At 56.7% G+C, this 26,278-nt stretch carries 27 protein-coding genes and 1 pseudogene; 12 read left to right on the top strand and 16 right to left on the bottom strand.

From position 1 onward, the window contains the following. Window positions 1-128: 128 nt before the first annotated feature. The 5 genes from A7Q03_RS01945 (at window position 129) to A7Q03_RS01925 (ending at window position 5,404) form a co-directional block, all read left to right on the top strand. A complete protein-coding gene (locus A7Q03_RS01945) occupies window positions 129-824 on the top strand; it encodes an aspartate/glutamate racemase family protein (RefSeq protein ID WP_067446849.1) in 696 nt (231 codons plus the stop codon). 120 nt (window positions 825-944) lie between these two features. After that, complete coding sequence (gene rfaE1, locus A7Q03_RS01940; RefSeq protein ID WP_067446846.1) at window positions 945-1,916, top strand: D-glycero-beta-D-manno-heptose-7-phosphate kinase; 972 nt, start codon at window positions 945-947, stop codon at window positions 1,914-1,916. A gap of 152 nt (window positions 1,917-2,068) precedes the next feature. Then, the gene (gene parE, locus A7Q03_RS01935) at window positions 2,069-4,042 is read left to right on the top strand and encodes a DNA topoisomerase IV subunit B (protein WP_067446844.1); all 1,974 of its coding nucleotides are present in this window, start codon (window positions 2,069-2,071) and stop codon (window positions 4,040-4,042) included. Between the two features lie 200 nt (window positions 4,043-4,242). Further along, on the top strand, window positions 4,243-4,848 hold the full coding sequence (locus A7Q03_RS01930) for a glutathione S-transferase N-terminal domain-containing protein (RefSeq protein WP_067439104.1): 606 nt from the start codon (window positions 4,243-4,245) through the stop codon (window positions 4,846-4,848). Window positions 4,849-4,999: 151 nt separating this feature from the next. After that, a complete protein-coding gene (locus A7Q03_RS01925) occupies window positions 5,000-5,404 on the top strand; it encodes a ClpXP protease specificity-enhancing factor (protein WP_067439107.1) in 405 nt (134 codons plus the stop codon). Window positions 5,405-5,477: 73 nt separating this feature from the next. Here the strand turns inward: A7Q03_RS01925 and ylqF are convergent, their stop codons facing one another. The 7 genes and pseudogenes from ylqF to A7Q03_RS09670 form a co-directional block, all read right to left on the bottom strand. After that, window positions 5,478-6,407 carry a ribosome biogenesis GTPase YlqF gene (gene ylqF / locus A7Q03_RS01920; protein WP_067446842.1) on the bottom strand — a complete coding sequence of 310 codons (930 nt, stop codon included), beginning with the start codon at window positions 6,405-6,407 and terminating at the stop codon, window positions 5,478-5,480. Between the two features lie 89 nt (window positions 6,408-6,496). Next, a complete protein-coding gene (rapZ, locus tag A7Q03_RS01915; protein ID WP_067439113.1) occupies window positions 6,497-7,354 on the bottom strand; it encodes an RNase adapter RapZ in 858 nt (285 codons plus the stop codon). After that, window positions 7,335-8,297: an HPr(Ser) kinase/phosphatase gene (gene hprK, locus A7Q03_RS01910; protein ID WP_067446840.1), complete on the bottom strand. Its 963-nt coding sequence runs from the start codon at window positions 8,295-8,297 to the stop codon at window positions 7,335-7,337. The genes rapZ and hprK overlap by 20 nt, the downstream gene beginning before the upstream one ends. A 14-nt stretch (window positions 8,298-8,311) precedes the next feature. Further along, window positions 8,312-8,758, bottom strand: coding sequence for a PTS IIA-like nitrogen regulatory protein PtsN (gene ptsN / locus A7Q03_RS01905; RefSeq protein ID WP_067446838.1), 447 nt, complete (start codon window positions 8,756-8,758; stop codon window positions 8,312-8,314). A 353-nt stretch (window positions 8,759-9,111) separates the two neighbouring features. Then, a pseudogene (locus A7Q03_RS10530) lies at window positions 9,112-9,372 on the bottom strand (UbiA family prenyltransferase); the annotation flags it as partial. Between the two features lie 141 nt (window positions 9,373-9,513). After that, complete coding sequence (locus A7Q03_RS09675) at window positions 9,514-9,762, bottom strand: hypothetical protein (RefSeq protein ID WP_153705446.1); 249 nt, start codon at window positions 9,760-9,762, stop codon at window positions 9,514-9,516. Then, entirely contained in the window at window positions 9,750-10,022 is a 273-nt protein-coding gene (locus A7Q03_RS09670) for a hypothetical protein (protein ID WP_067527673.1), read from the bottom strand. Before A7Q03_RS09670 ends, A7Q03_RS09675 begins: the two co-directional genes overlap by 13 nt. 92 nt (window positions 10,023-10,114) lie before the next feature. Here A7Q03_RS09670 and A7Q03_RS01890 point away from each other — a divergent pair, with 92 nt between their 5' ends. The 4 genes from A7Q03_RS01890 to A7Q03_RS01875 all read left to right on the top strand — a co-directional run bounded on the left by A7Q03_RS01890 (window position 10,115) and on the right by A7Q03_RS01875 (window position 15,484). After that, window positions 10,115-10,591: a histidine phosphatase family protein gene (locus A7Q03_RS01890; RefSeq protein WP_067446834.1), complete on the top strand. Its 477-nt coding sequence runs from the start codon at window positions 10,115-10,117 to the stop codon at window positions 10,589-10,591. A 58-nt stretch (window positions 10,592-10,649) separates the two neighbouring features. Continuing rightward, window positions 10,650-11,024, top strand: a complete 375-nt coding sequence (locus A7Q03_RS01885; RefSeq protein ID WP_064084895.1) for a YkvA family protein — start codon at window positions 10,650-10,652, stop codon at window positions 11,022-11,024. 280 nt (window positions 11,025-11,304) lie between these two features. Then, window positions 11,305-12,138 carry a pantoate--beta-alanine ligase gene (panC, locus tag A7Q03_RS01880; protein WP_067446832.1) on the top strand — a complete coding sequence of 278 codons (834 nt, stop codon included), beginning with the start codon at window positions 11,305-11,307 and terminating at the stop codon, window positions 12,136-12,138. A 265-nt stretch (window positions 12,139-12,403) separates the two neighbouring features. Beyond that, complete coding sequence (locus A7Q03_RS01875) at window positions 12,404-15,484, top strand: DNA translocase FtsK (RefSeq protein ID WP_082880644.1); 3,081 nt, start codon at window positions 12,404-12,406, stop codon at window positions 15,482-15,484. A 71-nt stretch (window positions 15,485-15,555) separates the two neighbouring features. Here A7Q03_RS01875 and A7Q03_RS01870 read toward each other — a convergent pair whose 3' ends face one another. After that, complete coding sequence (locus A7Q03_RS01870; RefSeq protein ID WP_231863700.1) at window positions 15,556-16,092, bottom strand: TonB-dependent receptor domain-containing protein; 537 nt, start codon at window positions 16,090-16,092, stop codon at window positions 15,556-15,558. Window positions 16,093-16,135: 43 nt separating this feature from the next. After that, window positions 16,136-16,498, bottom strand: coding sequence for an Mth938-like domain-containing protein (locus A7Q03_RS01865; protein ID WP_067446826.1), 363 nt, complete (start codon window positions 16,496-16,498; stop codon window positions 16,136-16,138). Window positions 16,499-16,769: 271 nt separating this feature from the next. Between A7Q03_RS01865 and A7Q03_RS01860 the strand changes: the two genes are divergently transcribed. Together A7Q03_RS01860 and A7Q03_RS01855 are read left to right on the top strand one after the other, a co-directional pair. Beyond that, a complete protein-coding gene (locus tag A7Q03_RS01860) occupies window positions 16,770-18,074 on the top strand; it encodes a homoserine dehydrogenase (RefSeq protein ID WP_067446824.1) in 1,305 nt (434 codons plus the stop codon). Continuing rightward, the gene (locus tag A7Q03_RS01855) at window positions 18,067-18,471 is read left to right on the top strand and encodes a hypothetical protein (RefSeq protein ID WP_067446822.1); all 405 of its coding nucleotides are present in this window, start codon (window positions 18,067-18,069) and stop codon (window positions 18,469-18,471) included. The genes A7Q03_RS01860 and A7Q03_RS01855 overlap by 8 nt, the downstream gene beginning before the upstream one ends. A 210-nt stretch (window positions 18,472-18,681) precedes the next feature. Here A7Q03_RS01855 and A7Q03_RS09665 read toward each other — a convergent pair whose 3' ends face one another. The 6 genes from A7Q03_RS09665 to panB all read right to left on the bottom strand — a co-directional run bounded on the left by A7Q03_RS09665 (window position 18,682) and on the right by panB (window position 23,820). Continuing rightward, window positions 18,682-18,816, bottom strand: coding sequence for a FeoB-associated Cys-rich membrane protein (locus tag A7Q03_RS09665; RefSeq protein ID WP_003783835.1), 135 nt, complete (start codon window positions 18,814-18,816; stop codon window positions 18,682-18,684). Beyond that, entirely contained in the window at window positions 18,816-20,678 is a 1,863-nt protein-coding gene (locus tag A7Q03_RS01850) for a ferrous iron transporter B (protein WP_067446820.1), read from the bottom strand. Before A7Q03_RS01850 ends, A7Q03_RS09665 begins: the two co-directional genes overlap by 1 nt. Before the next feature lie 180 nt (window positions 20,679-20,858). Continuing rightward, on the bottom strand, window positions 20,859-21,146 hold the full coding sequence (locus A7Q03_RS01845) for a FeoA family protein (protein ID WP_067446818.1): 288 nt from the start codon (window positions 21,144-21,146) through the stop codon (window positions 20,859-20,861). Window positions 21,147-21,448: 302 nt separating this feature from the next. After that, window positions 21,449-21,868 carry a hypothetical protein gene (locus A7Q03_RS01840; RefSeq protein ID WP_082880643.1) on the bottom strand — a complete coding sequence of 140 codons (420 nt, stop codon included), beginning with the start codon at window positions 21,866-21,868 and terminating at the stop codon, window positions 21,449-21,451. Between the two features lie 204 nt (window positions 21,869-22,072). After that, on the bottom strand, window positions 22,073-22,795 hold the full coding sequence (locus A7Q03_RS01835) for a DeoR/GlpR family DNA-binding transcription regulator (RefSeq protein WP_067446816.1): 723 nt from the start codon (window positions 22,793-22,795) through the stop codon (window positions 22,073-22,075). Between the two features lie 230 nt (window positions 22,796-23,025). Beyond that, entirely contained in the window at window positions 23,026-23,820 is a 795-nt protein-coding gene (panB, locus tag A7Q03_RS01830) for a 3-methyl-2-oxobutanoate hydroxymethyltransferase (RefSeq protein ID WP_067446814.1), read from the bottom strand. Window positions 23,821-23,958: 138 nt separating this feature from the next. Between panB and A7Q03_RS01825 the strand changes: the two genes are divergently transcribed. Then, window positions 23,959-24,642, top strand: coding sequence for an SIMPL domain-containing protein (locus A7Q03_RS01825; protein WP_067446812.1), 684 nt, complete (start codon window positions 23,959-23,961; stop codon window positions 24,640-24,642). Between the two features lie 103 nt (window positions 24,643-24,745). Here A7Q03_RS01825 and A7Q03_RS01820 read toward each other — a convergent pair whose 3' ends face one another. Further along, window positions 24,746-26,125, bottom strand: a complete 1,380-nt coding sequence (locus A7Q03_RS01820; RefSeq protein WP_067446810.1) for a phosphomannomutase/phosphoglucomutase — start codon at window positions 26,123-26,125, stop codon at window positions 24,746-24,748. Window positions 26,126-26,278: the final 153 nt, after the last annotated feature.

Genomic DNA, 26,278 nt, shown 5'->3' with positions numbered 1-26,278 from the left:
CACTGAAGATTAAATTTTCAGGTAGCCTTAAACACCAAACAGGCTACCTAAAGCCGATATACAGCTTTTCAAGCAGCCTCTGCATACCGCCCCAAAGGTCACCTGAATCTCACCAAAAGAAAGCCCACATGAACACACTCGGTATCATCGGCGGCATGTCGCCCGAAAGCACCGCCACCTACTACACCCAAATCAACCGCCTTATCAACCGGCAAAAAGGCGGCAACCACAGCGCACCCATCCTGCTCGCCAGCGTGGAATTTCAAGAAATCGTGGATTGCCAGCAGTGCGGCGATTGGCATAAAGCCGGCGAAATCCTTGCCCAAGGCGCCCGCACTCTGGAGCAGGCCGGCGCAAATGCCGTCCTCCTGGCCACCAACACCATGCACAAAGTTGCCGCCCCGATACAGGCCGCCATCGGTGTGCCCTTCCTGCATATTTTAGACAGCGTGGCCGAACGCATCCGCGCCCAAGGCATCCGCACTGTCGGCCTGCTCGGCACACGCTTTACCATGCAGGACGCGTTCTACCGCGAAGGTCTGACCGAACGCGGCATCCAAACCATCGTGCCGGACGAGGACACGCAGGCCGAAATACACCGCATCATTTTTGAAGAGCTCTGCGTGGGCAAGTTTGCTGAAGGCAGCCACCGCTTTTATGTGCAAACTATCGGGCAGCTGGCTGCCCAAGGCGCACAGGGCATCATCCTCGGCTGCACTGAAATCGGCCTGCTGGTGCGCCCCGAAGACACTGCCGTGCCGTTGTTCGACACCACCGAAATCCATGTGCAGTCCGCCACCAAATTTATCTTGCAAACAGCCTGAAGCGGATACTGATTTTCAGGTAGCCTGTTACAGAAATATATCCTTCATACGAGGCCAAACAACTGTGCGAATTGCTTGCATAAGAACGCCCGTCCATCTTACCAACATCGGAGATTAGCCATGATCCTCCCTTCTCTCACCACTCTCCCCCAGCAGTTCCAATCCGCCCGCGTGCTGGTGGTGGGCGACACCATGCTCGACCGCTACTGGTTTGGCGAGGTAGAGCGCATTTCCCCCGAAGCCCCTGTGCCTGTAGCCAAAATCGAGCGCATGGATCAGCGGGCCGGCGGCGCCGGCAACGTGGCGCGCAACATCGCAGCCCTAGGCGGACAGGTAGCCCTGCTGTCGGTAGTTGGCCAGGACGAAGCTGCCAATGAGCTAGAAAAAATCGTTCAAAGCAACGGTGTACAAACCTTTTTAGAACACGATGAAACCATCGCCACCACCGTGAAATTGCGCGTACTCTCGCGCAATCAGCAGCTTTTACGTATTGATTTTGAAGAAAAACCCAGCCAAGATGTGCTGGACCGGCTCAACCATCGTTTCCGCAGCCTGCTGCCAGACTATGATGCCGTTATCCTTTCCGACTACGGCAAAGGCTGCCTGTTTCAGGTAGCCGATATGATTAATTTCGCCCGAGAGCACAACAAACCCGTGCTGATCGATCCCAAAGGCGACGACTACGAAAAATACGCCGGTGCCTACCTCATCACCCCCAACCGCAACGAACTGCGCCAAGTGGTCGGCTCGTGGGGCAACGAAGTTGAGCTCACCGAAAAAGCCGAAGCCCTGCGCCGCCACCTGCAATTAAACGCCATTCTGCTCACCCGCAGCGAAGAAGGCATGAGCCTGTATGAGCCCGACCACATCAGCCATCAGCCCACTCGCGCCCAAGAGGTGTTCGACGTATCCGGCGCCGGCGATACAGTAATCGCTACCGTAGGCCTCGGCCTGGCCGCCAAACTGGATTTGCGCCAAGCCATGCACATCGCCAATGCCGCCGCCGGCGTGGTGGTGGCCAAACTGGGCACCGCTGTGTGCAGCCAGGCCGAACTGCTCGCCGCTTTGCAGCAAGATGTCGAGGCAAGCTAAAGCCCAGCCCCATTCCCAACACAGGCTACCTGAAATTTTGTTCCACTCGTTTTCAGGTAGCCTGTTTCTTGTAGGTTGGGAACAGGTTGATAGCCATAAATCGCCAATCCCGATATGTTAAAATAATCTGGATTTAAAACGTGAACACACCCATGACCAAGCAATACTCAGAAAGCAGCATCAAAGTCCTCAAAGGCCTGGAGCCGGTTAAAGAACGCCCCGGCATGTACACCCGTACCGACAGCCCCACCCACATCTGCCAGGAAGCCATCGACAACGCTGCCGACGAAGCCCTCGGCGGCTTCGCCAGCCGCATCGATGTGGAAATCCACGAAGACGGCTCGCTTTCCGTGTCCGACAACGGGCGCGGCATCCCCGTGGGGCTGCATCCCGAAGAAAACGTGCCTGTAGTCGAGCTGGTGTTCACCCGCCTGCATGCCGGCGGCAAATTCAACAAAACCAGCGGCGACGGCGCTTATGCCTTCTCCGGCGGCCTGCACGGCGTGGGCGTATCAGTAACCAACGCCCTCTCCCGCCGCCTCGAAGTGGCCGTGCGCCGTGAAGGGCGCGAATACCGCATCGCCTTTGCCGGCGGCGACGTGGTTGAGCCTTTGGCTGAAACCGGCAAATGCCCCGCCAAAGACAGCGGCACCACCCTGCGCATCTGGCCCGATGCCCGATACTTCGAAAGCCCCAACTACGACATCGCCGAAATCGAACGCCTGCTGCGCGCCAAAGCCGTGCTGCTGCCCGGCGTAACCGTTACCCTCACCCGCCGGCGCAACGGCCTGCCCGAAACCCAAACCTGGCACTACCCCGACGGCCTAGAAGGCTACCTGAAAACCCTGCTGGCCGAGCAGGAAAACACCCTGCCCCTGCTTACGTTGCAAAACCATGTTTCAGGTAGCCACCATGGCGATTTTGCCGACGGCGAAGGCGTATCCTGCGCCCTCACCTGGCTGGAAGAAGGCCGCATCACCACCGAAAGCTATGTCAACCTCATCCCCACCCCCGCCGGCGGCACCCACGAAGCCGGGCTCAAACAAGCCCTGTTCAACGCCGTATCCAACTTCATCACCCACCACAATCTTTTGCCGCGCGGCGTGAAAATCCAAAGTGACGACGTATTCAACCGCGTTGCCTTCGTGCTTTCCGTGCGCATGCTCGACCCGCAATTCCAAGGCCAAACCAAAGACAAACTTACCAACCGCGACGCGCTCAAACTCGTGGCCGCCCTCGCCGGCGACCCCGTCGAATTGTGGCTCAACCAAAACCTCGAAGCCGGCAAGAAAATTGCCGAGCTCGCCATCAAACAAGCCCAAGAACGCATGCGTTCGGTGAAGAAAATCGAAAAACGCAAAGGCAGTGGCATTTCCGTGCTGCCCGGCAAGCTCACCGACTGCGAAAGCGAAGACATCCGCGAAAACGAGCTTTTCCTTGTGGAAGGCGATTCCGCCGGCGGCTCCGCCAAACTCGCCCGCGACCGCAACACTCAAGCCATCCTGCCCCTGCGCGGCAAAGTGCTCAACAGCTTCGAAGTGCACCGCGACCAACTCTTCGCCAACACCGAAATCCACGATATTTCCGTGGCCATCGGCGTAGACCCACATGGCGAAGGCGATAATCCCGACCTCTCCGGCCTGCGCTACGGCAAAATCGCCATCCTCTCCGATGCCGACGTTGACGGCTCGCACATCCAAGTGCTGCTGCTTACCCTTTTCTACCGCCACTTCCCCGAACTCATCCGGCGCGGCCACATCTACGTTGCCCAGCCGCCGCTGTTCCGCGTGGACGTCGCCGCCCAAGGCAGGAAAAAAACCGCCCGCAAATTCTACGCCCTAGATCAAGCCGAGCTTGAAGGCATTCTGGAGAAGCTGCGCAAAGAAGGCCTGCGCGAAAACCAATATTCCATCAGCCGCTTCAAAGGCCTAGGCGAGATGAACCCCGACCAGCTCAAAGACACCACCATGCACCCCGACACCCGCCGCCTGCTACGCGTGCACATCCCAGAACACAGCAGCGAACCCACCCGTGAAGTGTTCGTCAAACTCATGGGCAAAGGCGAATCCGCCCAGCGCCGCAGCTGGATGGAAGCCGAGGGCGACAAAGCCGAGCTGGATATTTAGAACCATAAGTAAAGGCTACCTGAAACATTACTTGCTTTTCAGGTAGCCTTCATTCTTGCCGTCAATTTGAATAAATATATAAATATCATTAAGTTACACAGATTTCCTAGCCATAAAACCGCCGGCAGGCTATAATTACGCTACCAGCATATGCCGGCAGCCTTGCCAAGCCGGCGAAACCATTTAGGGAGAATACAGTTATGATGGTCTTATACTCAGGCATCACCTGCCCGTTCAGCCACCGCTGCCGCTTCGTGCTATATGAAAAAGGCATGGATTTCGAAATCAAAGACGTAGATATCTTCAATAAACCCGAAGACCTCTCCGTGATGAACCCCTACAACCAAGTTCCCGTATTGGTTGAACGCGACCTCATCTTGTTTGAGTCCAACATCATCAACGAATACATCGACGAACGCTTTCCCCACCCGCAGCTCATGCCTGGCGATCCCGTGATGCGCGGCCGTGGCCGCTTAGTCTTGTTCCGCATGGAAAAAGAGCTGTTCAGCCACGTGCAGAAACTCGAAAACCCTGATACATCAGCCAAAGAGCAGGCCAAAGCGCGCGAAGCCATCAGCCAAGGCCTTACCCTGCTCGCTCCCGCCTTCTCTAAAAACAAATATGTACTGGGCGACGACTTCTCCGTGATCGACGTGGCCATCGCCCCCCTGCTGTGGCGGCTCGACCACTACGGCATCAAACTGGGCAAATCTGCCGCCCCCATCCTGAAATACGCCGAGCGCATTTTCCAGCGTGAATCCTTTATCGCCGCGCTCACTGCCGCCGAAAAAGCCATGCGCCGCTAGGCATATAGCTGAAATAATTATTTTTTCATACAAGGCGGCAAGCCGCAGACGGTACAGGTAGTATGGCAAGGCGAGCCAACGCAGTAGGAAGAAATAAGTATTTTAGCTATATGTTTTTCAGGTAGCCCTTCGCCACACAGGAATCTTGCTCATGAACCCCACCCTTAAACCCTACCTTGTCCGCGCCCTGCATGAATGGTGCAGCGACCAAGGACACACTCCCTACATACAAGTATGGGTGAACGAACACACCCGTGTGCCCATGCAGTTTGTGAAAGACAACCAAATCATCCTCAATATCGGCGCCACCGCCTGTGCCGGCCTCTCCATCGATAACGACTGGGTCAGCTTCACCGCCCGCTTCGGCGGCGTGGCGCATGACATTTGGATTCCAGTCAGCCATATCGGCACCCTCTATGCCCGCGAAACCGGCGAAGGCATGAATTTCGATATCACTCCCTACGAACCCGGCACTCCACCCGAACCCGAAGCTGGCGGCAGCAGAAAAGACAGCAAACCCACCGGCAAACACAAAGGCCTGAAGCTGGTGAAATAACGCCATCACGGTCAAACTAAAGGCTACCTGAAAACTGAAAATCGGTTTTCAGGTAGCCTTTAGTATATATCGCCTATTTCCCTTTACGCCGTTCAGCCTGCCGCTGGGCACGTTTGGCTTGCAGGTGAGCTTCTTCTTCGCGGGCGGCAGCGAGCCAGGCTTGCCATTGCTCAGGGGTTTCGAGGGTAATGCGGCCGATTTGGCCGTCGCGAAAATCGGTGAGGGTGTTTTCGGCGGCTTTTTGGTAGTTGATGCGACCGCCACCAAGCAGGGCGCCGCGCCGACGGCCGATCCATTCGAGCCAGTCGGTGTCTGGCCAGCTTTGGCTTTCTTCCGGGTCGGCTTGATAACGTGCTTGCAGTTGGGGCAGGTAGTGTTGGCGCAGATAATTGAGCAGCTCGAGGGCAACGGTTTCTTCATCCAGCGCATTGCGGCCTACGGCGCCGCTGGCGGCGAGGTTGTAGCCACTTTGCGGAACGATGATTTTCGGCCAAAGCATGCCTGGGGTGTCGTAGAGCCAGAAGTCGTCGGCGAGAAGCAGTCGTTGTTCGGTTTTAGTGATGCCGGGTTCGTTGCCGGTTTTAGCAGATTTTTTACCGATCATGCCGTTGATAAGGGTGGACTTGCCCACATTGGGAATGCCGCAGATAAGCACACGCAAGGGGCGATCGATTCCTTGTCGGTGAGGGACGAGAGCACGGCAGGCGGCAGTGATCTTTTGGGCGGCCTGGCGTTCGGAAGCATCAAGGGCAATGGCACTGGTGTTGGACCGGTTTTGCAATTCAGCAAGCCATATGCGGGTAAGCTCGGGGTCGGCAATGTCTTGTTTGTTTAGTAGATAAAGTTTAGGTTTGCCGCGTGAGAGTTGGGCAAGCAGGGGATTTTGGCTGGAGGCAGGCAGACGGGCATCCAGCATTTCGATGACCATATCGGTGCTTCTCAGCCGCTCAATGAGGGCTTTTTTGGTTTTGTACATATGGCCGGGAAACCATTGGATGCTCATGATGTTTTCTTTCTGTGGGTTTCAGGTAGCCTGTTTGATGTTTTAGTCTACCTGAAAACTCAAACCTTAACAGAACCAATCCTTTGTTTTTACACATGGTGAGCAGCGGTGGCGGGAAGCTGGCGATGGCGCACCCACACGGGGTAGTCGCGCAAGCGTTCGGCCACGGCTTCGGCCACGAATACAGAGCGGTGCTGGCCGCCGGTGCAGCCGATGCCGACCACAAGCATATGCACGCAGGTTTGGCGGGCGTATTCTGGCAGCCAGCGGTTTAGGTAGCCGCTGATGTCGGCCACCATCTGCTGCACGATTTTGAATTGAGCAAAATAGGCACGCACGGCTTCATCGCGGCCGGTTAGCGGGCGCAGGTTTTCATCGTAATACGGGTTGGGTAAGGCTCGGGTGTCGAAAAGGAAATCCAAATCCAGCGGTGTGCCGTATTTGAAACCGAATGATTCAATCACCACCTGCAAACCACCGTGGCTGAGGGCGAGCCATTCTTGGATGCGGAATTTCAAATCACCGATGCCGTCGTGGGAATTGTTGATACAAAAGGCGAAACTCTGCCACGGCTGGAGCATCTGCCGCTCAGCTGCTATGCTTTCGCCCAGGGTGAGGGTGTTGGCGGCAAGGGGATGACGGCGGCCATGACGGTCGAGCCGGCGGATGAGGGTGGCGGTGTCGGTATCGAGAAACAACAGGCGTAGGGGATGGCCTTGGCGGCGTATGGCGCGCAGGCAATTTTGGATGTAGTCTTGAGGATAAGGCAGGCGGATATCGAGGCTGATGGCCAGCTTACTGATTTGGCTGGCGGCAGATTGGGCTACCAATTGGGGCAGGAGCGAGGGCGGAATGTTGTCCACGCAAGTGAAGCCCATGTCATTGAGCAGTTTTAAGGCAACTGTTTTTCCCGAGCCGGTGAGCCCGCTAATCAGCACTATTCTCATGGATGCGTTCGTTTTCCCTCAGCATGGCGGTATGGCGTTCTAAAAATTCTTTGGTACTGTCTTTGCCACGCGCCTGCAGAATATAGTTGCGCACCGCTGCTTCCACTAGCACGGCGAGGTTGCGACCGACAGCCACTGGCAGAGTAACCGAACGCACGGCCACGTTGAGGACGGTTTCGGTTTCGCTCTGGATGGAAAGGCGGTCGAGCGTTTTCATGTAGTTGTCGTCGGCCAGCGTAAGATTGATGATGAGTTTGAGCTGTTTGGAGGGCAGCACGGCGGGTTCACCGAAGATGGTACGGATATTGAGCACGCCCAAGCCGCGTACTTCGAGAAAATCGCGCAACACGGCCGGGCAGCGGCCTTCCAGCGTTTCCGGGCCGGTGCGGTAAAGTTCCACCGAGTCGTCGGCCACCAGGCCGTGTCCGCGCGAAATCAGCTCCAAGGCCAGCTCACTCTTGCCCAAGCCGGACGCGCCCATCAGCAGTACGCCGATTTCAAACACATCAAGAAACACACCGTGCTTCACGGTAGAGGTAGCCAATACGCGTTGTAGGTAAATCCGCAGCACGTCCATCAAAAATGGGCTTTCGGTTTTAGAAGTAAGCAACGGCACGTTGTGCGTGTGGCAATAATCGCGCAGCATGAAGGGCACAGGCAAATCATTGGCCACAATCACCAGAGCGATGCTTAAATCGAAGAGTTCGTCCAAACTCTCTCTCACTTCGCCGCCGGCCATCTTATCCAAATAAGCCACTTCGGCCACACCCAACACCTGCACCTGATTGGGGTGGATAAAATTCAAATGCCCCACCAGCGCCAGCACGGGTTTATCGGCATCCACGCTGATGCGGTTGTCTGCGCCCGCCGTGCCGGCCGACCAAGCCAAACTCAGCTTGGCCTGGTTGTCTTGATAGAGCTTGCGCACAGAGATACTTGGCATAGGTGTCCTGTTGGTTATGCGGTGAGGATGCGGTGGGCGGCTTCGGCGTTTTCGGCAGCCAAAAGCTGCTCGAGCACGGCTTTATCCGAAAGCCTGATGGCTAAAGCAGACAACACTTCCAAATGCTCGCCAGAAGCGTTTTCCGGCACCAGCAGCACAAACACCAGCGACACCGGCTTGCCGTCGGGCGCATCGAAATCCACAGCTTCTTTCAAGCGGATAAACGCGCCGGTGGCCGCTTGCACTTCGGCATGCCGGCCATGCGGGATGGCCACGCCGTGCCCCAGCGCGGTGGTGCCGAACTTTTCGCGCGCAAACAGGCATTCAAACACAGCGGCGCGGCTCAGGCCGGATTCGCTTTCCAGCAGCAGGCCGGCTTCTTCAAACAGGCGTTTTTTGCTGCTCACTTCCAAATCCAGCACAATATGCGATACGGGCAGGATATTGCCGATTAGGCTCATGGTTACTTCTCTCGCATAAAAATACATTCAGAGTTGGAATTGTACCTGTGCTGCCACCGAAGGGCAATTTTGTGCCCGGCGGCCAAGTTTTCAGGCAGTCTTTTAGCCGCCGCTGTAATGTGCCAGCAAACCAAGCTACAAAGCTCAGCTGATTCGGTTGCTGGATTAAGGATACTTTAAAACAGGCTTCCCAGTTGCGGCTACGGATGGCGCGGTATTGGCCGCATTGGTGCCACATCACATAAACAAGCGCGAACCAATACGGCCAGCGGGCGTGAATGGCACAGCCAGTAGTGGCATCAGCAGCACAAACAACGTGTGGCATAGCCTGCAGGTATAGGCGGGCAGCTACCGCACAAGGCCAGTACTAAGAGTAGCGCTTTGCGTGTGCTCACTTTGCCGGTGGCAAATGGGCAGTTTTTGGTGCGCGCCACCGTACCGTCGAAATTACGATCGGCAAAATCATTAATCACACAGCCGGCTCTGAGTATCAGAAATGTGCCGAGCACGAAGACAAGGAATGCCGAAATCAGGCAGCCACCGGCGGCCACCCACAGAGCCCACAAGGCGGCCACGGCAAAAGCAACGTGCCAATGGGCCTTGTCGGCACGCATCACTATAAGTAAACAGCCAAGCGGGCGGCTTGGTGCAGAGTAAGAAAGGAAAGGCACAAGGGTCCTTGGGAGCATTATTTCAGGTAGCCTCTTCCACAGCCAAAAGGCTACCTGAAATAACGTCTGCTGCAACGTACTGCCCTACTCTGCCAAAAAGCGCACCAATTCCGGCACAAACCCTTCAGTCAGCACCATCTTTTCGCTGTTCAAATCGAATATCGAACGGCGCAGGCAAACGGCTTGAGCAGCTTGTCCCTGCTGCACGGGCGGCACGGCGGCGAAGGCGAGCGGGCTGCGTTCGGTGGCCAGGCGGCCACCAAATAGGCGTTTGCCCAAAGGCTGCGTGCCACAGGCCAGGATGCTTTGCCACGCCCCCTCTAAAGGGCACACGCTGCGGCCCACACCACCGGCGTATCATCCAGCAGCAGCCACACCTGGCGCACATGAAACACGTCACCGGCCACCTCTTCGCCCGGCCACAGTTGCGCCCTTTCGCCCTGAAAGGCTACCTGAACGCGGAAATCCGCACCGGTGGCCTGCAAGGCCAGGGTGAGCGAGGGTGCCTGTATCAAGCGGCGAAGGGCGGCGGAAATGGCGGGAGGTTCGTGCTGCCAAATCAGCGGCGGCAGGGTGTGTGGAAAGGCTGTCATTTGTTTGTGTTATTGAAACCATGTTTTTCAGGTAGCCTCTTCGGCTGCCAGGCATTAAGATGCGAATTGTATCAGAGAATAAGGAAGGCAAGATGAACCTGATTTTATGGCGGCACGCCGAAGCTGAAGATGGCGTACCTGATTTGGAACGCGGCCTCACCGACAAGGGCCGGCAGCAGGCTGATGCGGCTGCCAAGTGGCTGAGGCTGTATCTGAACGGCCGTGTAGAAGTGTGGGCTTCGCAGGCACTGCGCAGCCGGCAAACCGCTGAAGCGCTCGGCCTGCCCTATACCGTGAAACCCGAGCTTAATCCGATTAACCGTGTGGAAGAGCTGCCCGCGCTGATTGCTGCGCATAAAAGGGCTGATTATTTGATACTGGTGGGGCACCAGCCCTGGCTGGGGCAACTGTGCGGCTATCTGCTCAACGGCAGCTGGCTAAGCGGCCAATATTGGTCGGTGAAAAAATCCGGCATTTGGTGGTTTGGTGTGAAGGTTGATGAAGTCGGCAGGCTCTGTGCCAAACTGAAAGCCGCAATGACCCCGCAGCTGCTATTGCCGGAAGATTAAACTTGAAACCTGCCGCTGTTGCGCCTATTTGTGCCGTATCCAACGCAAAGAGTTTGCTATGAACCAAGACAACCCTGTCCGCCCCGAAGATTTCGTGCCAGAATTCCGCCGTCGCCGTTTCGAGCCGGATGGCTTTTTGCGCAAGCTGCGCCGTTTCGCACTGCGGCTGGGGCGGCCGGTGGTGGAACAGCTGTATGCGCTGTATTTCCTGTTTCAATCGCCCGCCGTGCCCAAACGCGCCAAGCTGATTATCGTGGGCGCGCTGGTGTATTTCGTCAGCCCCATCGACAGCATCCCCGACCTGCTCGGCCCACTGGGCTTCAGCGACGACATCGCCGTGATCACGCTGGTATACGCGCAGATGAAGGATTATCTAACGGAGGAAATCAAAATCCGTGCCCGTGCTGCGGCGGAGCGGCTGGTGCGGAAGTAGGCTTGCCTATACCCGGAAAGGCTACCTGAAAACCCATTTTAGGATTTTCAGGTAGCCTGCTTCATATCTGGCATATTTTTCAGGTAGCCCTCTCATGCTCAGTCTACCTGAAATTTTGAAGCACATAAGCCGCATTACATAAATACAAACAAGCCATCCACGCTCTATGCTGTACCCCATAATGAAGGCTACCTACAACTCCACCACCTGTTTTTCAGGTAGCCTCTCCCAGCATGGCGGAGTATACTGCGCCGCATTTTATTGATAGGGCAAACCAGCCATGAAAATTATCCATACCATTCAAGAACTGCGCGACTGGCGCCGCGAAGCCGGCAGCGTGGCATTCGTGCCCACCATGGGCAACCTGCATGAAGGGCATCTGGCCTTGGTGCGCGAAGCGGCCAAACGGGCAGACAAGGTGGTGGTAAGCATTTTTGTCAACCGCCTGCAATTCGGCCAGGGCGAGGATTTCGACTGCTACCCGCGCACGCTGGAGCAGGATGCCGCCAAACTGACTGGCGAAGGCGTAGCCGTACTCTTCGCACCGAGCGAACAAGAGTTGTATCCGCACGTGGCTCAGCAATACAACGTGGAGCCGCCCCATCTGCAAAACGAGCTGTGCGGCGCATTCCGCCCGGGGCATTTCCGCGGCGTAGCCACCGTGGTGACCAAGCTGTTCAATATCGTTGAACCCGATTACGCCTGCTTCGGCAAAAAAGACTACCAACAGCTGGCCATCCTGCAAGGCATGGCTGCCGATTTGAATTTCCGGGTGGAAATCGTGCCAGTGGACATCGGCCGCGCTGCCGACGGCCTGGCGCTCTCCAGCCGCAATCAATACCTGAACGAAGCCGAACGAAAACAGGCTCCGCAGCTCTACCGCGAATTGCAGGCCATTGCCCGCGCGGTGGAAAACGGCAATCGCGACTACGCCGCGCTGGAACAACAGGCAGCAACAAACCTGAAACAGACCGGCTGGCAAGTGGACTATGTGGAAATCCGCCACGCAGGCAATCTTCAGGTAGCCCATGTTGGCGATAGCGAACTGGTGGTGTTGGCCGCCGCACGTTTAGGCAACACACGCCTCATCGACAATATCGAAATCCACCTTTGATATTCCAAAGAAGTAAACCGTTTGGTTATCCCCCTCCGCCCGCAATATGCGGGCGGAGATCTTTGTAAAGCCTTAGATTTGAGCAACAATCAAAGTGCCAGCATCACAGAACGCGCAAACATATCATACAGATAGGCAGGCCATCGGGAAGCACATCACGCAGAAATGCGCCAAAGTCGAGTTTTTACCCAGGCCACAAGGTTTAATTTCGGCGGGAAACACGTTAAAATACCTACCTTTGCGCCAAATTCGGGAGCCGCTGTTTATGTTTTTAGTTTTTCTGCTGATTCTGTTGTTGGCCGGCATCGCCGTGCTCTTGTGGTGGCGTGCGCGTGAAGAGCGCGAATGGCTGCTGGAGTTTACCTATCTCAACCGGCACCAAAACAACAAGCAATCCACTGATACCGAAGCGGAAAACGCCCCGCAGCAGCAGCCTGCCCGCCCCAATGTGCTGCCGCAGCGTACACAAACCCAAGTGAAGCTGCACTATCAAAAAGTGCAAGACGAATTGCAGCGCAAAATCGAGTTGCTTGCCGGCGGCGTAAAGAAAAAAGCGCGTCGCCGCAACGTGAGCGAAAACCAAGAAGAGCTGCCGATTTTCAGTCCCACCGAAGAAGAAACAGCCGCCGCGGAAGCTGCCTTGCTGGCAGAAACCGCCGTTGATGCGACTCCTGAACAGGTTGACAACACTGATAGCTCCCACACAGCCGAAACCGAAACCAATACCGCCGCCGAGCCGGAAATCCACGATTTATCCGCTCCCGATGCCGATTTGCCGGTAATTACCGAAGCCGAAGCCACCCGCCACAGGCTACCTGAAAGCATCGAACACGAAGAAAGCCAACCCGAGCCGAGCATCATTTCCCTTTCCGAAGCCACGCGTATGCTGCACAAAAACGAAGTAGCCGAAGCCAAACCGCTGGAACCCGTGGTGCTGAACTGGCCGATTAAAGCCCCCTCCCCCACCGCCGAGCCGCGCGAAGAAATCACGTCGGCCGATCCCGCTGTGCAGTATGTGCGCGAAAAAATCCAAGCCCATCTGCCACCCGTGGCCGAGCCTGTGCCTGAAAAACCTGCCGAAGAGCGGCACACCATCAGCCCCGACGACATCCGCAACAACCTTCTGCGCCAGCGACTGCGTGCGCGCCGGCAGCCCCAGCCCGCCCCCCAACCGGCCATTGCCCCGCAGCAGCCCGATTTGCCGGTAATCAATGAAGAAGAAATCTTGGCTAATCTGGCTAAAACCGATGCCCCGGCCAATCGCCAGCGCAGCCGCTTCAAACGCCAAACCGTGCGCGAGAGCGTGATTCCCGCCGCTGCGCGCGTGAACCACAGCCAGGGCGCACAAGTGCCGACGGCTATGCCGCCCCAGCAGGCTCAGCCGCTGCCAATATCCACCCGCTTTACCCCTTTCAATCATGGCGCTGCGCCCGAAAGCCCTGACGCCCCGCCCGCTGAGGAGGAGTCGGCGCTGCCCGCCGAACAACCGCCGATTTTTTTCCCGCAAAGCACCGTTGAAGACAGCCCGCCTTGGAGCTTAACTGAAACTGTGAGCGACGATACCGCTGAAACGTATTCAGACACCGCCGACCAAGTCGGTATCCAGCATCACTTCCGCCCCGACCTCTCGCTCACCGAACAAGCACCGGCTGCCGAACCCGCCATCGAATTCGATAACAGCAACGAATGGCAGCAGGTCTTGGAGCAAGGTGCAGCCGAAACTCAGGCGCAAGCCGCGTGGGCAAACCCTACTCCCACTGCCGCGCCCGGCATCCCTCCCCTGCCCGACCTGCCGCCGCAGCCCACGCCGATTTCGGCCGTTTCCGCCATATCGTATGCCGATTTCGGCCACTATCATGTGCCGATGAACGAGCTGCTCCTGCCGCCGCAATACGATAATGAAGCCACTCTCAGCGAAGAGCAGCTGCTGGACAACAGCATCAAAATCGAAGAAAAACTGGCCGAGTTCCGCGTGAAAGTAAACGTGGTGGATGCTTATGCCGGCCCGGTGATTACCCGCTACGAAATCGAGCCCGATGTAGGCGTGCGTGGCAACTCGGTGATTAACCTGGAAAAAGACCTTGCCCGCTCGCTCGGCGTGGCTGCCATCCGCGTAGTGGAAACCATCCCGGGCAAAACTTGTATGGGCTTAGAGCTGCCTAATCCCAAACGGCAGATGATTCGCCTAAGCGAAGTATTCAACTCACCGGTGTTTGCCAAAAGCAAATCTAAGCTCACCCTCGCGCTGGGTCAGGACATCACCGGCCAGCCGGTGGTAACCGACCTCGCCAAAGCCCCGCACCTCTTGGTAGCCGGCACCACCGGCTCGGGCAAATCCGTGGGCGTGAACGCCATGATTTTATCGCTGCTGTTCAAGGCCACACCCGACGAAGTGCGCATGATCATGATCGATCCGAAAATGCTCGAGCTCTCCGTGTACGAAGGCATCCCGCACCTGCTCGCGCCGGTGGTAACCGACATGAAACTTGCTGCCAACGCGCTCACCTGGTGCGTGAACGAAATGGAAAAGCGCTACCGCCTGATGAGCCATGTGGGCGTGCGCAACCTCGCCGGCTACAACCAGAAAATCAAAGATGTCACCGTCCGCGGCGAACGGCTGGCCAACCCCTTCAGCCTCACCCCCGACAACCCCGAGCCGCTCGTCCGCCTGCCGCACATCGTCGTGATCGTGGACGAATTTGCCGACCTGATGATGACTTCCGGCAAAAAAATCGAAGAGCTGATCGCCCGCCTCGCCCAAAAAGCCCGCGCTGCCGGCATCCACCTCATCCTTGCCACCCAGCGCCCCAGCGTAGACGTGATTACCGGCCTGATTAAGGCCAACATCCCCACACGCATCGCTTTTCAGGTAGCCTCCAAAGTGGATAGCCGCACCATCATCGACCAAATGGGCGCAGAAAACCTGCTCGGTCAAGGTGATATGCTCTTCCTACCGCCCGGCACCGGCTACCCGCAGCGCGTACACGGTGCCTTCGTGGCCGACAGTGAAGTGCAGCGCGTGACCGAATACCTCAAAGGTTTCGGTGCGCCCGATTATGTGGAAGACATCCTTACCTCCGGCGTGGGCAGCGACGATTTGTTCAGCAATGCCAACAGCGGCAGCGGCAACAGCGGCCAAGACCCCCTGTTTGACGAAGCTGTCGCCATCGTTTTGCGTACGCAAAAAGCCACCATTTCCTCCATCCAACGCCACCTGCGCATCGGCTACAACAAAGCCGCCACCCTGGTGGATCAAATGGAAGCCGAAGGCATCGTCTCCCCTGCCGATACAAATGGTAAACGCACCATCCTCGCTCGGCCGGATCATTTAGACGACGGTGCATAGGGTTGAATAAGCTGAATAAAGGCTACCTGAAGTTTCAGGTAGCCTTTTTCATGTTGCGTTGAATAGATTACTTAACAATCAGCCTTTAAAACGAATAGCGGGCGTTGAAGAAGAAGTGGTTCATTGTAGGTACCGGCGGCGCGCAGGATGGTTTTATTGAACAAGTTGTTCACCCCGGCACACAGGCTGACAGTATCTCTCCAGTTGTAGCCGACGTTGAGCCCGAACACGTCGTAGCTGTCCAATTCGTGTTCCTTCAGCTTGCTGCCGCCGTTTTCGTAGTACACGTCGATGAATAGGGTGGGCCGAGAGCCGATTTTTTGGCGACTGTAGTGGGTGTAGGTGGCGTTTAAGTCCCATTCGGGAGTAATTTGCCAGTTGAGCGCGCTGTTGATGGTGTATTTGGGCACGATCGATACGGGATTACCGTAGAACTTCTCTTCATTACGCTGGAAATAGGTAAAGTTGGTGCTGAAGTTCAGCTTGTCGGCGCTGAGCGGCGGGGTTACGTTGCCTTCGAAGCCGGCGAGTACTACCTTGCCACGGTTGCCCCATTGCTGCACATCGGTGTAAGTAGATAAATGGTTTGCAGGTAGCCTTCTGTGCACTATGAGTGCTACCTGAAAATTCTGCGCTATCTTGCTTGCTGTGTTACAGCCACAGCCATGCCCATACTCGGCGGCCTTCGCTTTGCAGCAAAAGATAGGTGCGCACGACGGCGGCGGTGGGCATGCATTCCACGCCGATGCCGCTTGCAGCAGCGGCAATGCGTGGGTGTAAAAACTGTTGCCGCTCGCCGGTGCCGATGAGGATCACTTCGGGCTGGCTTGCGGCGGCGCGGGCAAGGTCTGCGGCTTGCAGTTCGGCTGCGGAGGGAAGGTTGACGGTTTGCACGCTGCCGCTGCCGTCAAGCAATACGGCTTGGCGGTAGATGTGGCCATCGATTTCGATTTGGCCGCGTTGATAGTGGCCGATGTGGCAGGCGGAAGCGGGCTGGTGTTCTTGAATCAGCATAATTTGTTTGTGTTTGAATGGGTTGGAGGCTACCTGAAAGCATAGGCTGCAAGGAGATTGAAACGCTTGGCTTTGAGGCAGTGTGGTTAAAAGTGTAAGTGTTTCTATTAAAAGGTGTAAAAAGCGGGGTTTTCAGCTAAGATAGCGGCTTTCTGTCCGCTTTCGGATTTTATTGTTTATCAGCTTGGCTGCCCGTATGGTAGGCCGGCATGTTCAGAGCAAAACGGCAAATTGGCACTCGGCACAGCCGTAATCATAACAAGGAATCAGCATGCAACCAGTCAGAATCGGCATCTTAGGGATGGGCACCGTCGGCAGTGGTACGGTCAAACTGTTGGCAGAAAACGTGCAGGAAATCACGCGTCGCCTGGGGCGGGAGGTGCGTATCAGCATGGCCGCCAGCCGCAACACTGGCTGCATCCGCAAATTATGTCCGCCAGATACCATAGTGTCAGACGATGTGTTTCAGGTAGCCCGCAGTGCGGATGTGGATATTGTGGTAGAGTTGATTGGCGGAACGGATACGGCACGCGAAGTGGTGCTGTGTGCCATCGAAAACGGCAAACACGTGGTTACCGCCAACAAAAAACTGCTGGCTGAATACGGCAATGAAATTTTCGCACTGGCGGCGGAAAAAAACGTGATGGTAATGTTTGAAGCAGCAGTGGCCGGCGGCATCCCGATTATCAAAGCCCTGCGAGAAGGCCTGGCCGCCAACCGTATCAAATCGGTGGTTGGCATCATCAACGGTACTAGTAACTTCATTCTGAGCAATATGCGCGCCCACGGCAGCCCGTTTGCCGAAGTGCTCAAACAGGCACAGGAGCTGGGCTACGCCGAAGCCGACCCGACTTTCGACATCGGAGGCCACGATGCGGCGCACAAGTTGAGCATTATGTCTGCGCTGACCTTCGGCACGCCGATTAATTTCCAACACTGCTACTTGGAAGGCATTAACAAGCTGGAAAGCCAAGACATCCGCTACGCCGAAGAGCTGGGCTACCGCATCAAGCTCTTGGCCATCACCCGCAAAACCGAAGAAGGCATTGAATTGCGTGTACATCCCACACTCGTGCCCGAATGCCGTCTGCTGGCGCAGGTGGAAGGTGTGATGAATGCTGTACTAGTGCAATCAAACATGGTGGGTGAGACCCTGTATTACGGCGCTGGCGCTGGTGCAGCCCCCACCGCCAGCGCCGTGGTGGCCGACATCATTGATACCGCCCGCCTAATTCACGCTGCCAACGAACAGCGTGTGCCGCCTTTAGCCTTCCGCAACAACGAAGAGCTGTCCGTGCTGCCGATAAACGAAATCACCAGTAACTACTACCTGCGTGTATCGGCACAAGACAGACCTGGCGTGGTGGCCGATATCGGCCGCATCCTTGCCGAACAGGGCATCTCTATCGAAGCTCTTCTACAAAAAGGTGTAATCAATCACGAAAATGCCGAAATCGTGATTCTCACCCACCAGTCTAAAGAAAAGCACATCAAGGCCGCTATCGCCAAAATCGAAGCGCTAGAGCACGTTTTCCAGCCCGTGATGATGCTGCGCATGGAAAGCCTGCATGGCTGAGATTCAAGCCGATGAATCCGACCGCCACAAACGCTGCCCCCTCATCGGTTGGAATGTGGTAACGGTGGTGTTGACACTCACCTTTGCCCTCATACTGCGCTTCTATGCGCCGGATAAGGACGGCATCAGCTGCCGCATCGTGGAAGCCTGTCCAAAATATACCCGCCGTACCGCAATGGCAAGCCAACTTGGCCAAAACGGCCTTGCCGGCCAAAGCGAGCGCGTGCTTGAACCCTACTGCTGCTGCCTGTGGGAAGAGTCGGTGCAAAAACTCAGCACGGAAGATCTCCGCAGCCTGCCGAAGCTTTCACCGAAACAGCAGTTGGACAAACTCGGCGGCAGCGAAGTCTTCCTGCAACGGCAAGAACAATGCCTGGTTATGCATACCGGGCGTTGAAAATGAGAGCTTGGCCAGATTAAAGGCTACCTAGAAGATTCAAGTAACTTTTTTAAGACGGCAAGCTGCCCTTATAAAAATGTGTTCTTAACTACAGCAGAAGGCTACCTGAAATTTTTCAGGTAGCCTTCTTACCACAAACACCCTGCACTCTACCCATCTAAAATGCAGGCTGCTTTTCCTTACATCAAAATCAACTAAACAACAATCTTACCCACAGCCCCCGCATTTCCCACATCCACTGCTGCAATCGTGTTTCGTTTTTTTCGGTTTGAACACAAACTTCCGCAGCAGGAAGAACGCGCTGGCAAGCATGATGAGGGCGACGATAATATATTGAAGCATCACAAAATCCTTGAACTAATTTGGTAAACAACGAAGGCGGCGAGGTAGGCGAGCGCGAACATATAGCCGGCGATGATGGCGGTTTGTTTCAGCGATTTGGTTTCGCGCCTAATCACGGCCAAAGTGGCGGCGCACATGGGAGCATAGACATACCAGGCCAGGAAGGCGAAGGCGGTAGGCAGGCCCCAGTTGCTGTGGACAATGGGAATCAGCGCGTTCTGCACTGCGTCTTCGGACGACGCGCCCACGGCATACACCGTGCCCAGCGCGGCGACGACCACTTCGCGTGCGGCGATGCCCGGAATCATGGCGATGCACATTTCCCAAGTGAAGCCCAGCGGTGCGAACAGCGGCTGGATGGCGTGGCCGATCATACCGGCCAGGCTGTAATCGATTGCCGCGCCGGTTGCGCCTTCGGGCGGCGCAGGCCAGCTCACCAAGCCCCACAGAATCACGGTCAGCGCGAAAATAATCGTACCCGCGCGTTTCAGGAAGGCTTTCACCCTGTCCCACAGGCTGGTCAGGATGTGTTTGAAGTTGGGTGTACGGAAGGTGGGCAGCTCCATCAAGAGCGGGAATTGCTGTACGTTGCCCTTAATCCGCGCCAGCCGTTTCATGAGGTAGGCGGCGAGTGCGGCGGACAGGATGCCTGCAATATAGAGGACGAACAGCGTCAGCCCTTGCAGATTGAATATGCCGAACACGGTTTGATTGGGGATGACGGCGGCGATAATCAGCGCATACACGGGCAGCCGCGCGGAGCAGGTGAGCAGCGGGGCGACGGCGATGGTGACCAGCCGTTCGCGCGGGTCGTGGATGGTGCGGGCGGACATCACGGCGGGCACGGCGCAGGCGAAGCTGGACAGCAGCGGGATGAACGAACGGCCGGACAAGCCGCTTTTCGCCATCACGTTATCCAGCAAAAACGCGGCGCGCGGCAGGTAGCCCGAGTCTTCCAGCAGAAGGATGAAGGCGAACAGGATGGTAATCTGCGGCAGGAACACCAGCACGCTGCCCGTGCCGGCAATCACGCCGTTCACGATTAAATCGTTCAAAATGCCCGGCTGCATATTGGCGGCCACCCATTCGCCCAGCCAACCGAAGCCGCCTTCGATGGCTTCCATAATCGGCGCGGCCCAGGTGTACACCGCTTGGAACACCATAAACAGGATAACCATCAGCAAAACCACGCCCCACACGGGGTGCAGCACGATTTCGTCCAATTTTTTGTGCCAGGCGGGCAGGGTCATTTCCGTGCGCACCACTTGCGCCAAAATGGATTCGACTTCGTGATAAAGCGCGTCGCTGTCCAATTCGTCCAACGTGCGTTCGGCGGAAGCGGGGTTGGCGGGAAACGAGCGTTTGCGCGGCAACTGCGCCACGGCTTCGCGCACCGCCTGCACGCCCGACGCGCTCACGGCCACGGTTTCCAACACGGGCACGCCCAAAAGTTCGCTCAATTTGGCCGCGTCGATATTCAACCCGCGCCGTTGCGCCACATCGCTCATGTTCAGCGACACCACCATCGGCAGTTTCAGCGTTTTCAGTTCCAAAATCATGCGCAGCGTCATGCGCAGATTGGTCGCGTCGGCCATGGCAATGATGGCATCGGGCGGAATGCCGAGTTTGCCCACGGCCACGTCTTTCGCCACCGCTTCGTCGGGGCTGGTGGTGCGCAGGCTGTATGTGCCGGGCAAATCGACAATACGCACGGCTTCGTCGTCCAAAAACGCGCCTTCGCGCTTGTCCACCGTTACGCCCGGATAGTTGGCCACTTTGGCGTGCGCGCCGGTCAGCCCGTTGAACAACACGGTTTTGCCGCAGTTCGGCGCACCGATGAGGGCGAAATAGCTCAGTTCCATCGTATTTCCTTTTTGATTTTCTCGATTTTTCTTCTGTCTGCTGCGTGCAGGCTGTTTTTCATAGCGGATGAAAATAAAAATGAGGCAAGGCGGCAACGGTTGCCGTGTACGGAGAGTACATAAAAGCGTTGGCAACGCCGTATCATGGCAATTTTAATCCGCTATATTTTCAGGTAGCCTTCAAGGTGCAGGCTGTTTTTGTTCCGCATCGACCAAATGGCACATAATCTTCCCTGCCTCATCGTGCCGCAGCGAAAACTGCGACTGGTTGCCCAAGCGCACCGCAAACGGCCCGCGCCCGAAGCCGCCCACGGCAATCACCTGCAAAGGCATGCCGCCGGAAAAACCCAAATCCGCCAAACGGCGCGATACCAAGGCATCGAGTTCGCCGAACACGGGATTGGGGACAATGGAATCAATATGCGCAACCGCGCCTTTGCGCAGCTGGGAGAGTGGAGTGGTGGACATAGTTGGGCTTTCTGGAGTGGAGTTAGGAGGCCTAGAAAGAAATTGTTTTGATTATTCCTTGCCTAGGTTTACTGTGATAATAAATCTTAATTAATATAGAACTCAAATTGGAAACTGCTATCATTCTAGTTTTATTAAGTAAATTATTGTGCCAAATCAAAAAAGAATGATTTTCCTGGTCAAGGCAAGATGATTTGATATGAAAGGCAAAGCAAAAAGGCTTCCTGAAAACGCAATGCAGCAAAATTTCTGCGAAGCTAAATTTTCAGGTAGCCTTTTTCCTATTCAAATTCCGGCTATGCTTATATCGGTTTTTTCTTCCGATAATACCGCCGATACACTATCCAGCCATACCCCACCAGCACTGGCAGCGCCGCGAAGATCAGCTTAAACGTCCAGCCCGCATACCAAGGCAGGGCTGGAACCGCAGCCGCTGCATCCTGCTGCAACAAGCCCACCGGCAGCGATTGCTCGCCGCGGGCATCGAAATACGGCCACCAGCAAGCTGCCAGCAGGCCGAGGAGGCAGGGCCACAGCCAAGCTGCGCGGTTGCGTTGCCACAGCAAAAACGCCGGCAGCAGCACAATCAGCGTGAGCACCGCCACCAGCAGCGCGGTTTGCCCCTGTGCGCCGAAATAGGATGCTGCCGCATAAGTCAGCACCACGAACAGCGCACCCAGCACTGCCATAATCACTTCTTCCGGCCTTTTCAATATCGACATGGTGTGTTCTCCGTAACAAAATCAATTTAAGCAAAATATACTGCAAAGCTGGTACAGCCGCCAGTTTCTTGCCGCGTGAATACCTTTTTTTCAATCATCAAACGGCATTTTCGCTTTATTCAAGCTTGGCGTTCAGAGCCGTATCGGCTTAATCAAAGGCTACCTGAAAATTTATGCCGAACCTCTTTCAGGTAGCCTGCTGCCCTATTCTTCTCCTTCTTTGGCCGCCAAATGCCAGCGCACGCCCGCGTCGTCCAGTTTTTTGCACAGGCTGGCGCTGGGCGGCTCGTCAGTAAACAGGGCGTGAAATTCGGTTACGTCGCCTATGCGCACCAAGGCGTTGCGGCCGAATTTGCTGTGGTCTACGGCCAGGTAGCAGTGGCGGGCGTTGGCCATCATGGCCTGCATCACGCTCACTTCTTTGTAGTCGAAATCGAGCAGCGAGCCGTCGGCTTCGATGCCGGAGGCGCCAAGGATGGCGTAATCCACTTTGAATTGATTGATGAAATCGATGGTGGCTACGCCGGTGATGCCGCCGTCCACCGGCCGCACCACGCCGGAGGTGATGATGACGGTGTAGTCCGGCCGGCCGGACACGATAGAGGCAACGTGGATATTGTTGGTGATGATGCAGAGGTTTTTATGGTTTTTCACCAGCGCCAGCGCCACGGCTTCGATGGTGGTGCCGATGCTCATAAACAGGGAAACGTTGTTGGGGATGTGCTCGGCAATCAGGTCGGCAATGTGGGCTTTTTCGCTTTGCAGCTTGTTTTTGCGCGTGTCGTAGTCTTCGTTTTGCACGCTGCTGCCGGGCGCGGCGCCACCGTGGTAGCGGCGCAGGATATTGTGTTCACACAAAACGTTGATATCGCGGCGGATGGTTTGCGGGGTCACGTTTAAGCTGCGCGCCAGCTCTTCCACCGACATAAAGCCGTGGTCGTGCACAAGCCGGGCAATTTTCTGCCGGCGGGGGTGCGGTGCAGCATGGTTGCTCTATCTTCTTTGTTGATTAAAAATTGGAATGGTTTGGCTAAGGTTTTCAGGTAGCCTTTTGGCTCAATCGCGAGGCTACCTGAAAATAATAACAAGACAATCCGAATTCAGCTTGGCAAAAGCGGCGCTGCGCTTTCAGGTAGCCTCACTTTATTTAGCCTGCCTCAAGCTGCAAAGGTATGCTCTGGCGCGGGATAGGTTTTCTCCTTCACTTCGCGCACATAAGCCGATACCGCCGCCTGAATGCTATCCCGCCCCTGCATGAAGTTTTTCACAAACTTCGCCGTTTGGCCGGGGAACACGCCGAGCATATCGTGCATCACCAGCACTTGCCCGTCGCAGTCCACTCCCGCGCCAATACCGATGGTGGGGCAGGCCAGCGTTTCGGTAATTTGTTTGCCCAAAGCAGCGGGCACGCACTCCATCAGCACCACTGCCGCGCCGGCTTTCTCGTGCGCCAGCGCATCGTTCAGCAGCGCCTGCGCCGCCACATCGCCCTTGCCCTGCACCTTATAGCCGCCAAACACATGCACCGACTGCGGCGTGAGCCCGATGTGCGCGCACACCGGAATGCCGCGCAGCTGCAGAAACTCGGTGGTTTCCGCCATCCAGGCGCCGCCTTCCAGCTTCACCATATGCGCCCCTGCCGCCATCAATTCGGCCGCAGCGGCAAAAGCCTGCTCCTTACTCTGCTGGTAGGCACCAAACGGCAAATCGCTCACGATCAGTGCATTGCTGCTGCCGCGCGCCACCGCCGCCGTGTGGTAGCACATATCGGCAAGGCTCACCGGCAGGGTGGATTTCTGCCCCTGCACCGTCATGCCCAGCGAATCGCCCACCAGCAGCATATCCACCCCCGCCGCATCCATCAGCGCGGCAAAGCTGGCTTCGTAGCAGGTGAGCATGGCGATTTTCTCGCCCTCGCGCTTCATTTTGCGCAAAGTGTTCACAGTAATCACGGCATTTCCTTTTCACGATCAGATGGCGCGCAAGGCTACCTGAAAACCTTGGCGCAGGCAAACCCGAAGTGTTTTCAGGTAGCCTTCGGCATAGCTGTTCCCTATAATCACCCTGCCCCAACCAACAGGAAAACGCTTATGAAAACAACCGCCCTCCTCCTGCCCGCGCTGCTGGCCGGACTCAGCCTGGCTCCCGCGATAGCCGAACCGCTCAACTACAACCTGCTCAAATTCAGCGAAACCGCCAGCCGCACCGTGCCCAACAACTGGATGACCGTGCGCCTGAAAGTTTCCTCCACCCACGCCAATCCCGCCCAGGCTGCCGCCGAAACCACACGCCGCTTAAACATCCTGCAAAGCCGCGCCCGCCGCCTCTCCGGCGCAGAAGTGGAGCTGGAAGGCCGCCACGCCTACCAAAGCTACCGCAACGGCGCACGCCCTTGGGAAGACATCGCCATCTTGCGCGTTTCCGGCAGCGATTTCCAAGCCATCGGCAAGCTGATTGCCGAAAGCAGCAACGAAGCCGCCATCAACGGCATCGGCTTCTCGCTCAAGCCGGAAAGCCGCCGCCAAATTGAAGAAAGCCTCGCCATCGAAGCCCTGCAAAACTTCCGCAAACGCGCCGACACCCTCAGCCGCAGCATGGGCGGTAGCGGCTACCGCGTGGTGGAAGTATCGTTGCAGCAAAACGAACAATCCCTGGCCGTTCCCGCGATGGCACGCGCCGCTGCCTATGAAAAAGCAGGCAGCCCCGAGCCCGTGTTCGACAGCCCGGGCAGCAGCACCGTGCAGCAAACCGCCAACGGCACGATTCAGTATTAAATACCAATAGACCCTAGCCAGCGTGTGCCTAAAACGATCAGGCTACCTGAAAACCAAACCGCACCGTATTGCCACGGTGCGGTTTGCTTTATCCGGCTCGGTTTCACAACGGCCACTGCAAGCCGCCGTGTTGTTCCACCAGGGTTTTGAACTGCGCCTGTATCCGCGCCAGCGCGGCCGGGTTGTCACCCTCGAAGCGCAACACCAACACCGGCGTGGTGTTGGAAGCGCGCAGCAGGCCGAAACCGTCAGCAAATTCGGCGCGCAGGCCGTCGATGGTAATCAGCTCTTGCAGGCCGTCGAACCGGGCGGCCTGAGCCAAATCGGCAATCAATGCGTGGCCATCAGCGCCTTCGGGCAGGGCGATATTCAATTCTGGGGTGGACACGCCTTCCGGCAAGGCTTCCAGCACGGCGCTGGGATTGGGGCTGGCTGAAAGGATTTCCAGCAGGCGCGCACCAGCGTAGAGGCCGTCGTCGAAGCCGAACCAGCGTTCTTTGAAAAACACATGCCCGCTCATTTCGCCCGCCAAAAGCGCGCCGTGTTGCTTGATGGCGGCTTTGATGAAGCTGTGGCCGGTTTTGCTCATCACCGCTTCGCCGCCGTGCTGCTTAATCCACGGCGCCAGCAGGCGAGTGGATTTCACGTCGTAAATCACTTTAGCGCCGGGGTTGCGCCCGAGCACGTCTTGCGCAAACAGCATCAGCTGGCGGTCGGGATAGATGATGCTGCCGCTGCGGGTAACCACGCCGAGGCGGTCGCCGTCGCCGTCGAAAGCAAGGCCGACTTCGGCTGCACCGGCCTGCACGGCACGGATAAGGTCTTGCAGATTGGCGGGCTTGGCGGGGTCGGGATGGTGGCTGGGGAAATGGCCGTCCACTTCGCAAAACAGCTCCTCCACTTCGCAACCCAGCGCACGATACAGCCGCCCGGCAAACGCTCCGGCCACGCCATTGCCGGCATCGACGGCGACTTTCATCGGCCGCTGCAGTCGGATATGGCCGGCGATGTGCTGGATATATTCGTCTGCCACATCCAAACGGCGCACGCTGCCTTGCGGGCTACCTAAAACAAAATCCTGCGCTTGAATGATGCCGCGCAACTCTTGAATGCTTTCCCCGGCCAGGGTATTGCCGCCAAGCATCATTTTGAAGCCGTTGTAATCGGGCGGGTTGTGGCTGCCGGTAATCATCACGCCACTGCCGGAGCAATGCTGCACGGCGGCGAAATACAGCATGGGCGTGGCCACCATGCCCACATCGGCCACCTCCAGCCCGCCAGCGGTGAGCCCGCGCATCAGCGCCGCTTGCAATGCCGGGCCGCTGAGCCGGCCGTCACACCCTACGGCAATCTGCCGCAGGCCTTGCCTGGCAGCACGCGTGGCGATGGCGCGGCCGATTTGCTCGGCAGTCTCTTCGGTGAGGGTTTGGCCGACGATACCGCGGATGTCGTATGCTTTGAAAATGTTTGGGGAAATGGGCATGGGGGTTCCTTTGGGGTTGGAGTAAGAGGCTACCTGAAAATATAGGAGCAAACAGAAAATCGCCCTACAACATGCTTGCAGGGCATGAGTATTCAACCTACCAGTTTTAATTTTCAGGTAGCCTTTCCAACCAGGCAAAGGCTACCTGAAACC

It is taken from the genome of Eikenella sp. NML99-0057, from assembly GCF_001648535.1.
GTDB lineage: Bacteria > Pseudomonadota > Gammaproteobacteria > Burkholderiales > Neisseriaceae > Eikenella > Eikenella exigua.
The sequence above is the reverse complement of the archived record's forward strand: the minus strand, read 5'-3'. Positions and strand labels throughout refer to the sequence as shown.

Coding starts and splice junctions, on each gene's coding strand:
- A7Q03_RS01925 (WP_067439107.1), top strand. CDS start 5,000: ATGAACCCCACCCTTAAACCCTACCTTGTCCGCGCCCTGCATGAATGG.
- A7Q03_RS01875 (WP_082880644.1), top strand. CDS start 12,404: ATGTTTTTAGTTTTTCTGCTGATTCTGTTGTTGGCCGGCATCGCCGTG.
- A7Q03_RS01840 (WP_082880643.1), bottom strand. CDS start 21,868: ATGTCGATATTGAAAAGGCCGGAAGAAGTGATTATGGCAGTGCTGGGT.
- ylqF (WP_067446842.1), bottom strand. CDS start 6,407: ATGAGCATCCAATGGTTTCCCGGCCATATGTACAAAACCAAAAAAGCC.
- rfaE1 (WP_067446846.1), top strand. CDS start 945: ATGATCCTCCCTTCTCTCACCACTCTCCCCCAGCAGTTCCAATCCGCC.
- A7Q03_RS01930 (WP_067439104.1), top strand. CDS start 4,243: ATGATGGTCTTATACTCAGGCATCACCTGCCCGTTCAGCCACCGCTGC.
- A7Q03_RS01825 (WP_067446812.1), top strand. CDS start 23,959: ATGAAAACAACCGCCCTCCTCCTGCCCGCGCTGCTGGCCGGACTCAGC.
- A7Q03_RS09670 (WP_067527673.1), bottom strand. CDS start 10,022: ATGACAGCCTTTCCACACACCCTGCCGCCGCTGATTTGGCAGCACGAA.
- A7Q03_RS01885 (WP_064084895.1), top strand. CDS start 10,650: ATGAACCAAGACAACCCTGTCCGCCCCGAAGATTTCGTGCCAGAATTC.
- A7Q03_RS09665 (WP_003783835.1), bottom strand. CDS start 18,816: ATGCTTCAATATATTATCGTCGCCCTCATCATGCTTGCCAGCGCGTTC.
- A7Q03_RS01865 (WP_067446826.1), bottom strand. CDS start 16,498: ATGCTGATTCAAGAACACCAGCCCGCTTCCGCCTGCCACATCGGCCAC.
- panC (WP_067446832.1), top strand. CDS start 11,305: ATGAAAATTATCCATACCATTCAAGAACTGCGCGACTGGCGCCGCGAA.
- A7Q03_RS01845 (WP_067446818.1), bottom strand. CDS start 21,146: ATGTCCACCACTCCACTCTCCCAGCTGCGCAAAGGCGCGGTTGCGCAT.
- A7Q03_RS01890 (WP_067446834.1), top strand. CDS start 10,115: ATGAACCTGATTTTATGGCGGCACGCCGAAGCTGAAGATGGCGTACCT.
- ptsN (WP_067446838.1), bottom strand. CDS start 8,758: ATGAGCCTAATCGGCAATATCCTGCCCGTATCGCATATTGTGCTGGAT.
- A7Q03_RS01835 (WP_067446816.1), bottom strand. CDS start 22,795: ATGTCGGTGGAAGAGCTGGCGCGCAGCTTAAACGTGACCCCGCAAACC.
- rapZ (WP_067439113.1), bottom strand. CDS start 7,354: ATGAGAATAGTGCTGATTAGCGGGCTCACCGGCTCGGGAAAAACAGTT.
- A7Q03_RS01860 (WP_067446824.1), top strand. CDS start 16,770: ATGCAACCAGTCAGAATCGGCATCTTAGGGATGGGCACCGTCGGCAGT.
- A7Q03_RS01850 (WP_067446820.1), bottom strand. CDS start 20,678: ATGGAACTGAGCTATTTCGCCCTCATCGGTGCGCCGAACTGCGGCAAA.
- parE (WP_067446844.1), top strand. CDS start 2,069: ATGACCAAGCAATACTCAGAAAGCAGCATCAAAGTCCTCAAAGGCCTG.
- A7Q03_RS01945 (WP_067446849.1), top strand. CDS start 129: ATGAACACACTCGGTATCATCGGCGGCATGTCGCCCGAAAGCACCGCC.
- A7Q03_RS01855 (WP_067446822.1), top strand. CDS start 18,067: ATGGCTGAGATTCAAGCCGATGAATCCGACCGCCACAAACGCTGCCCC.
- A7Q03_RS01820 (WP_067446810.1), bottom strand. CDS start 26,125: ATGCCCATTTCCCCAAACATTTTCAAAGCATACGACATCCGCGGTATC.
- hprK (WP_067446840.1), bottom strand. CDS start 8,297: ATGCCAAGTATCTCTGTGCGCAAGCTCTATCAAGACAACCAGGCCAAG.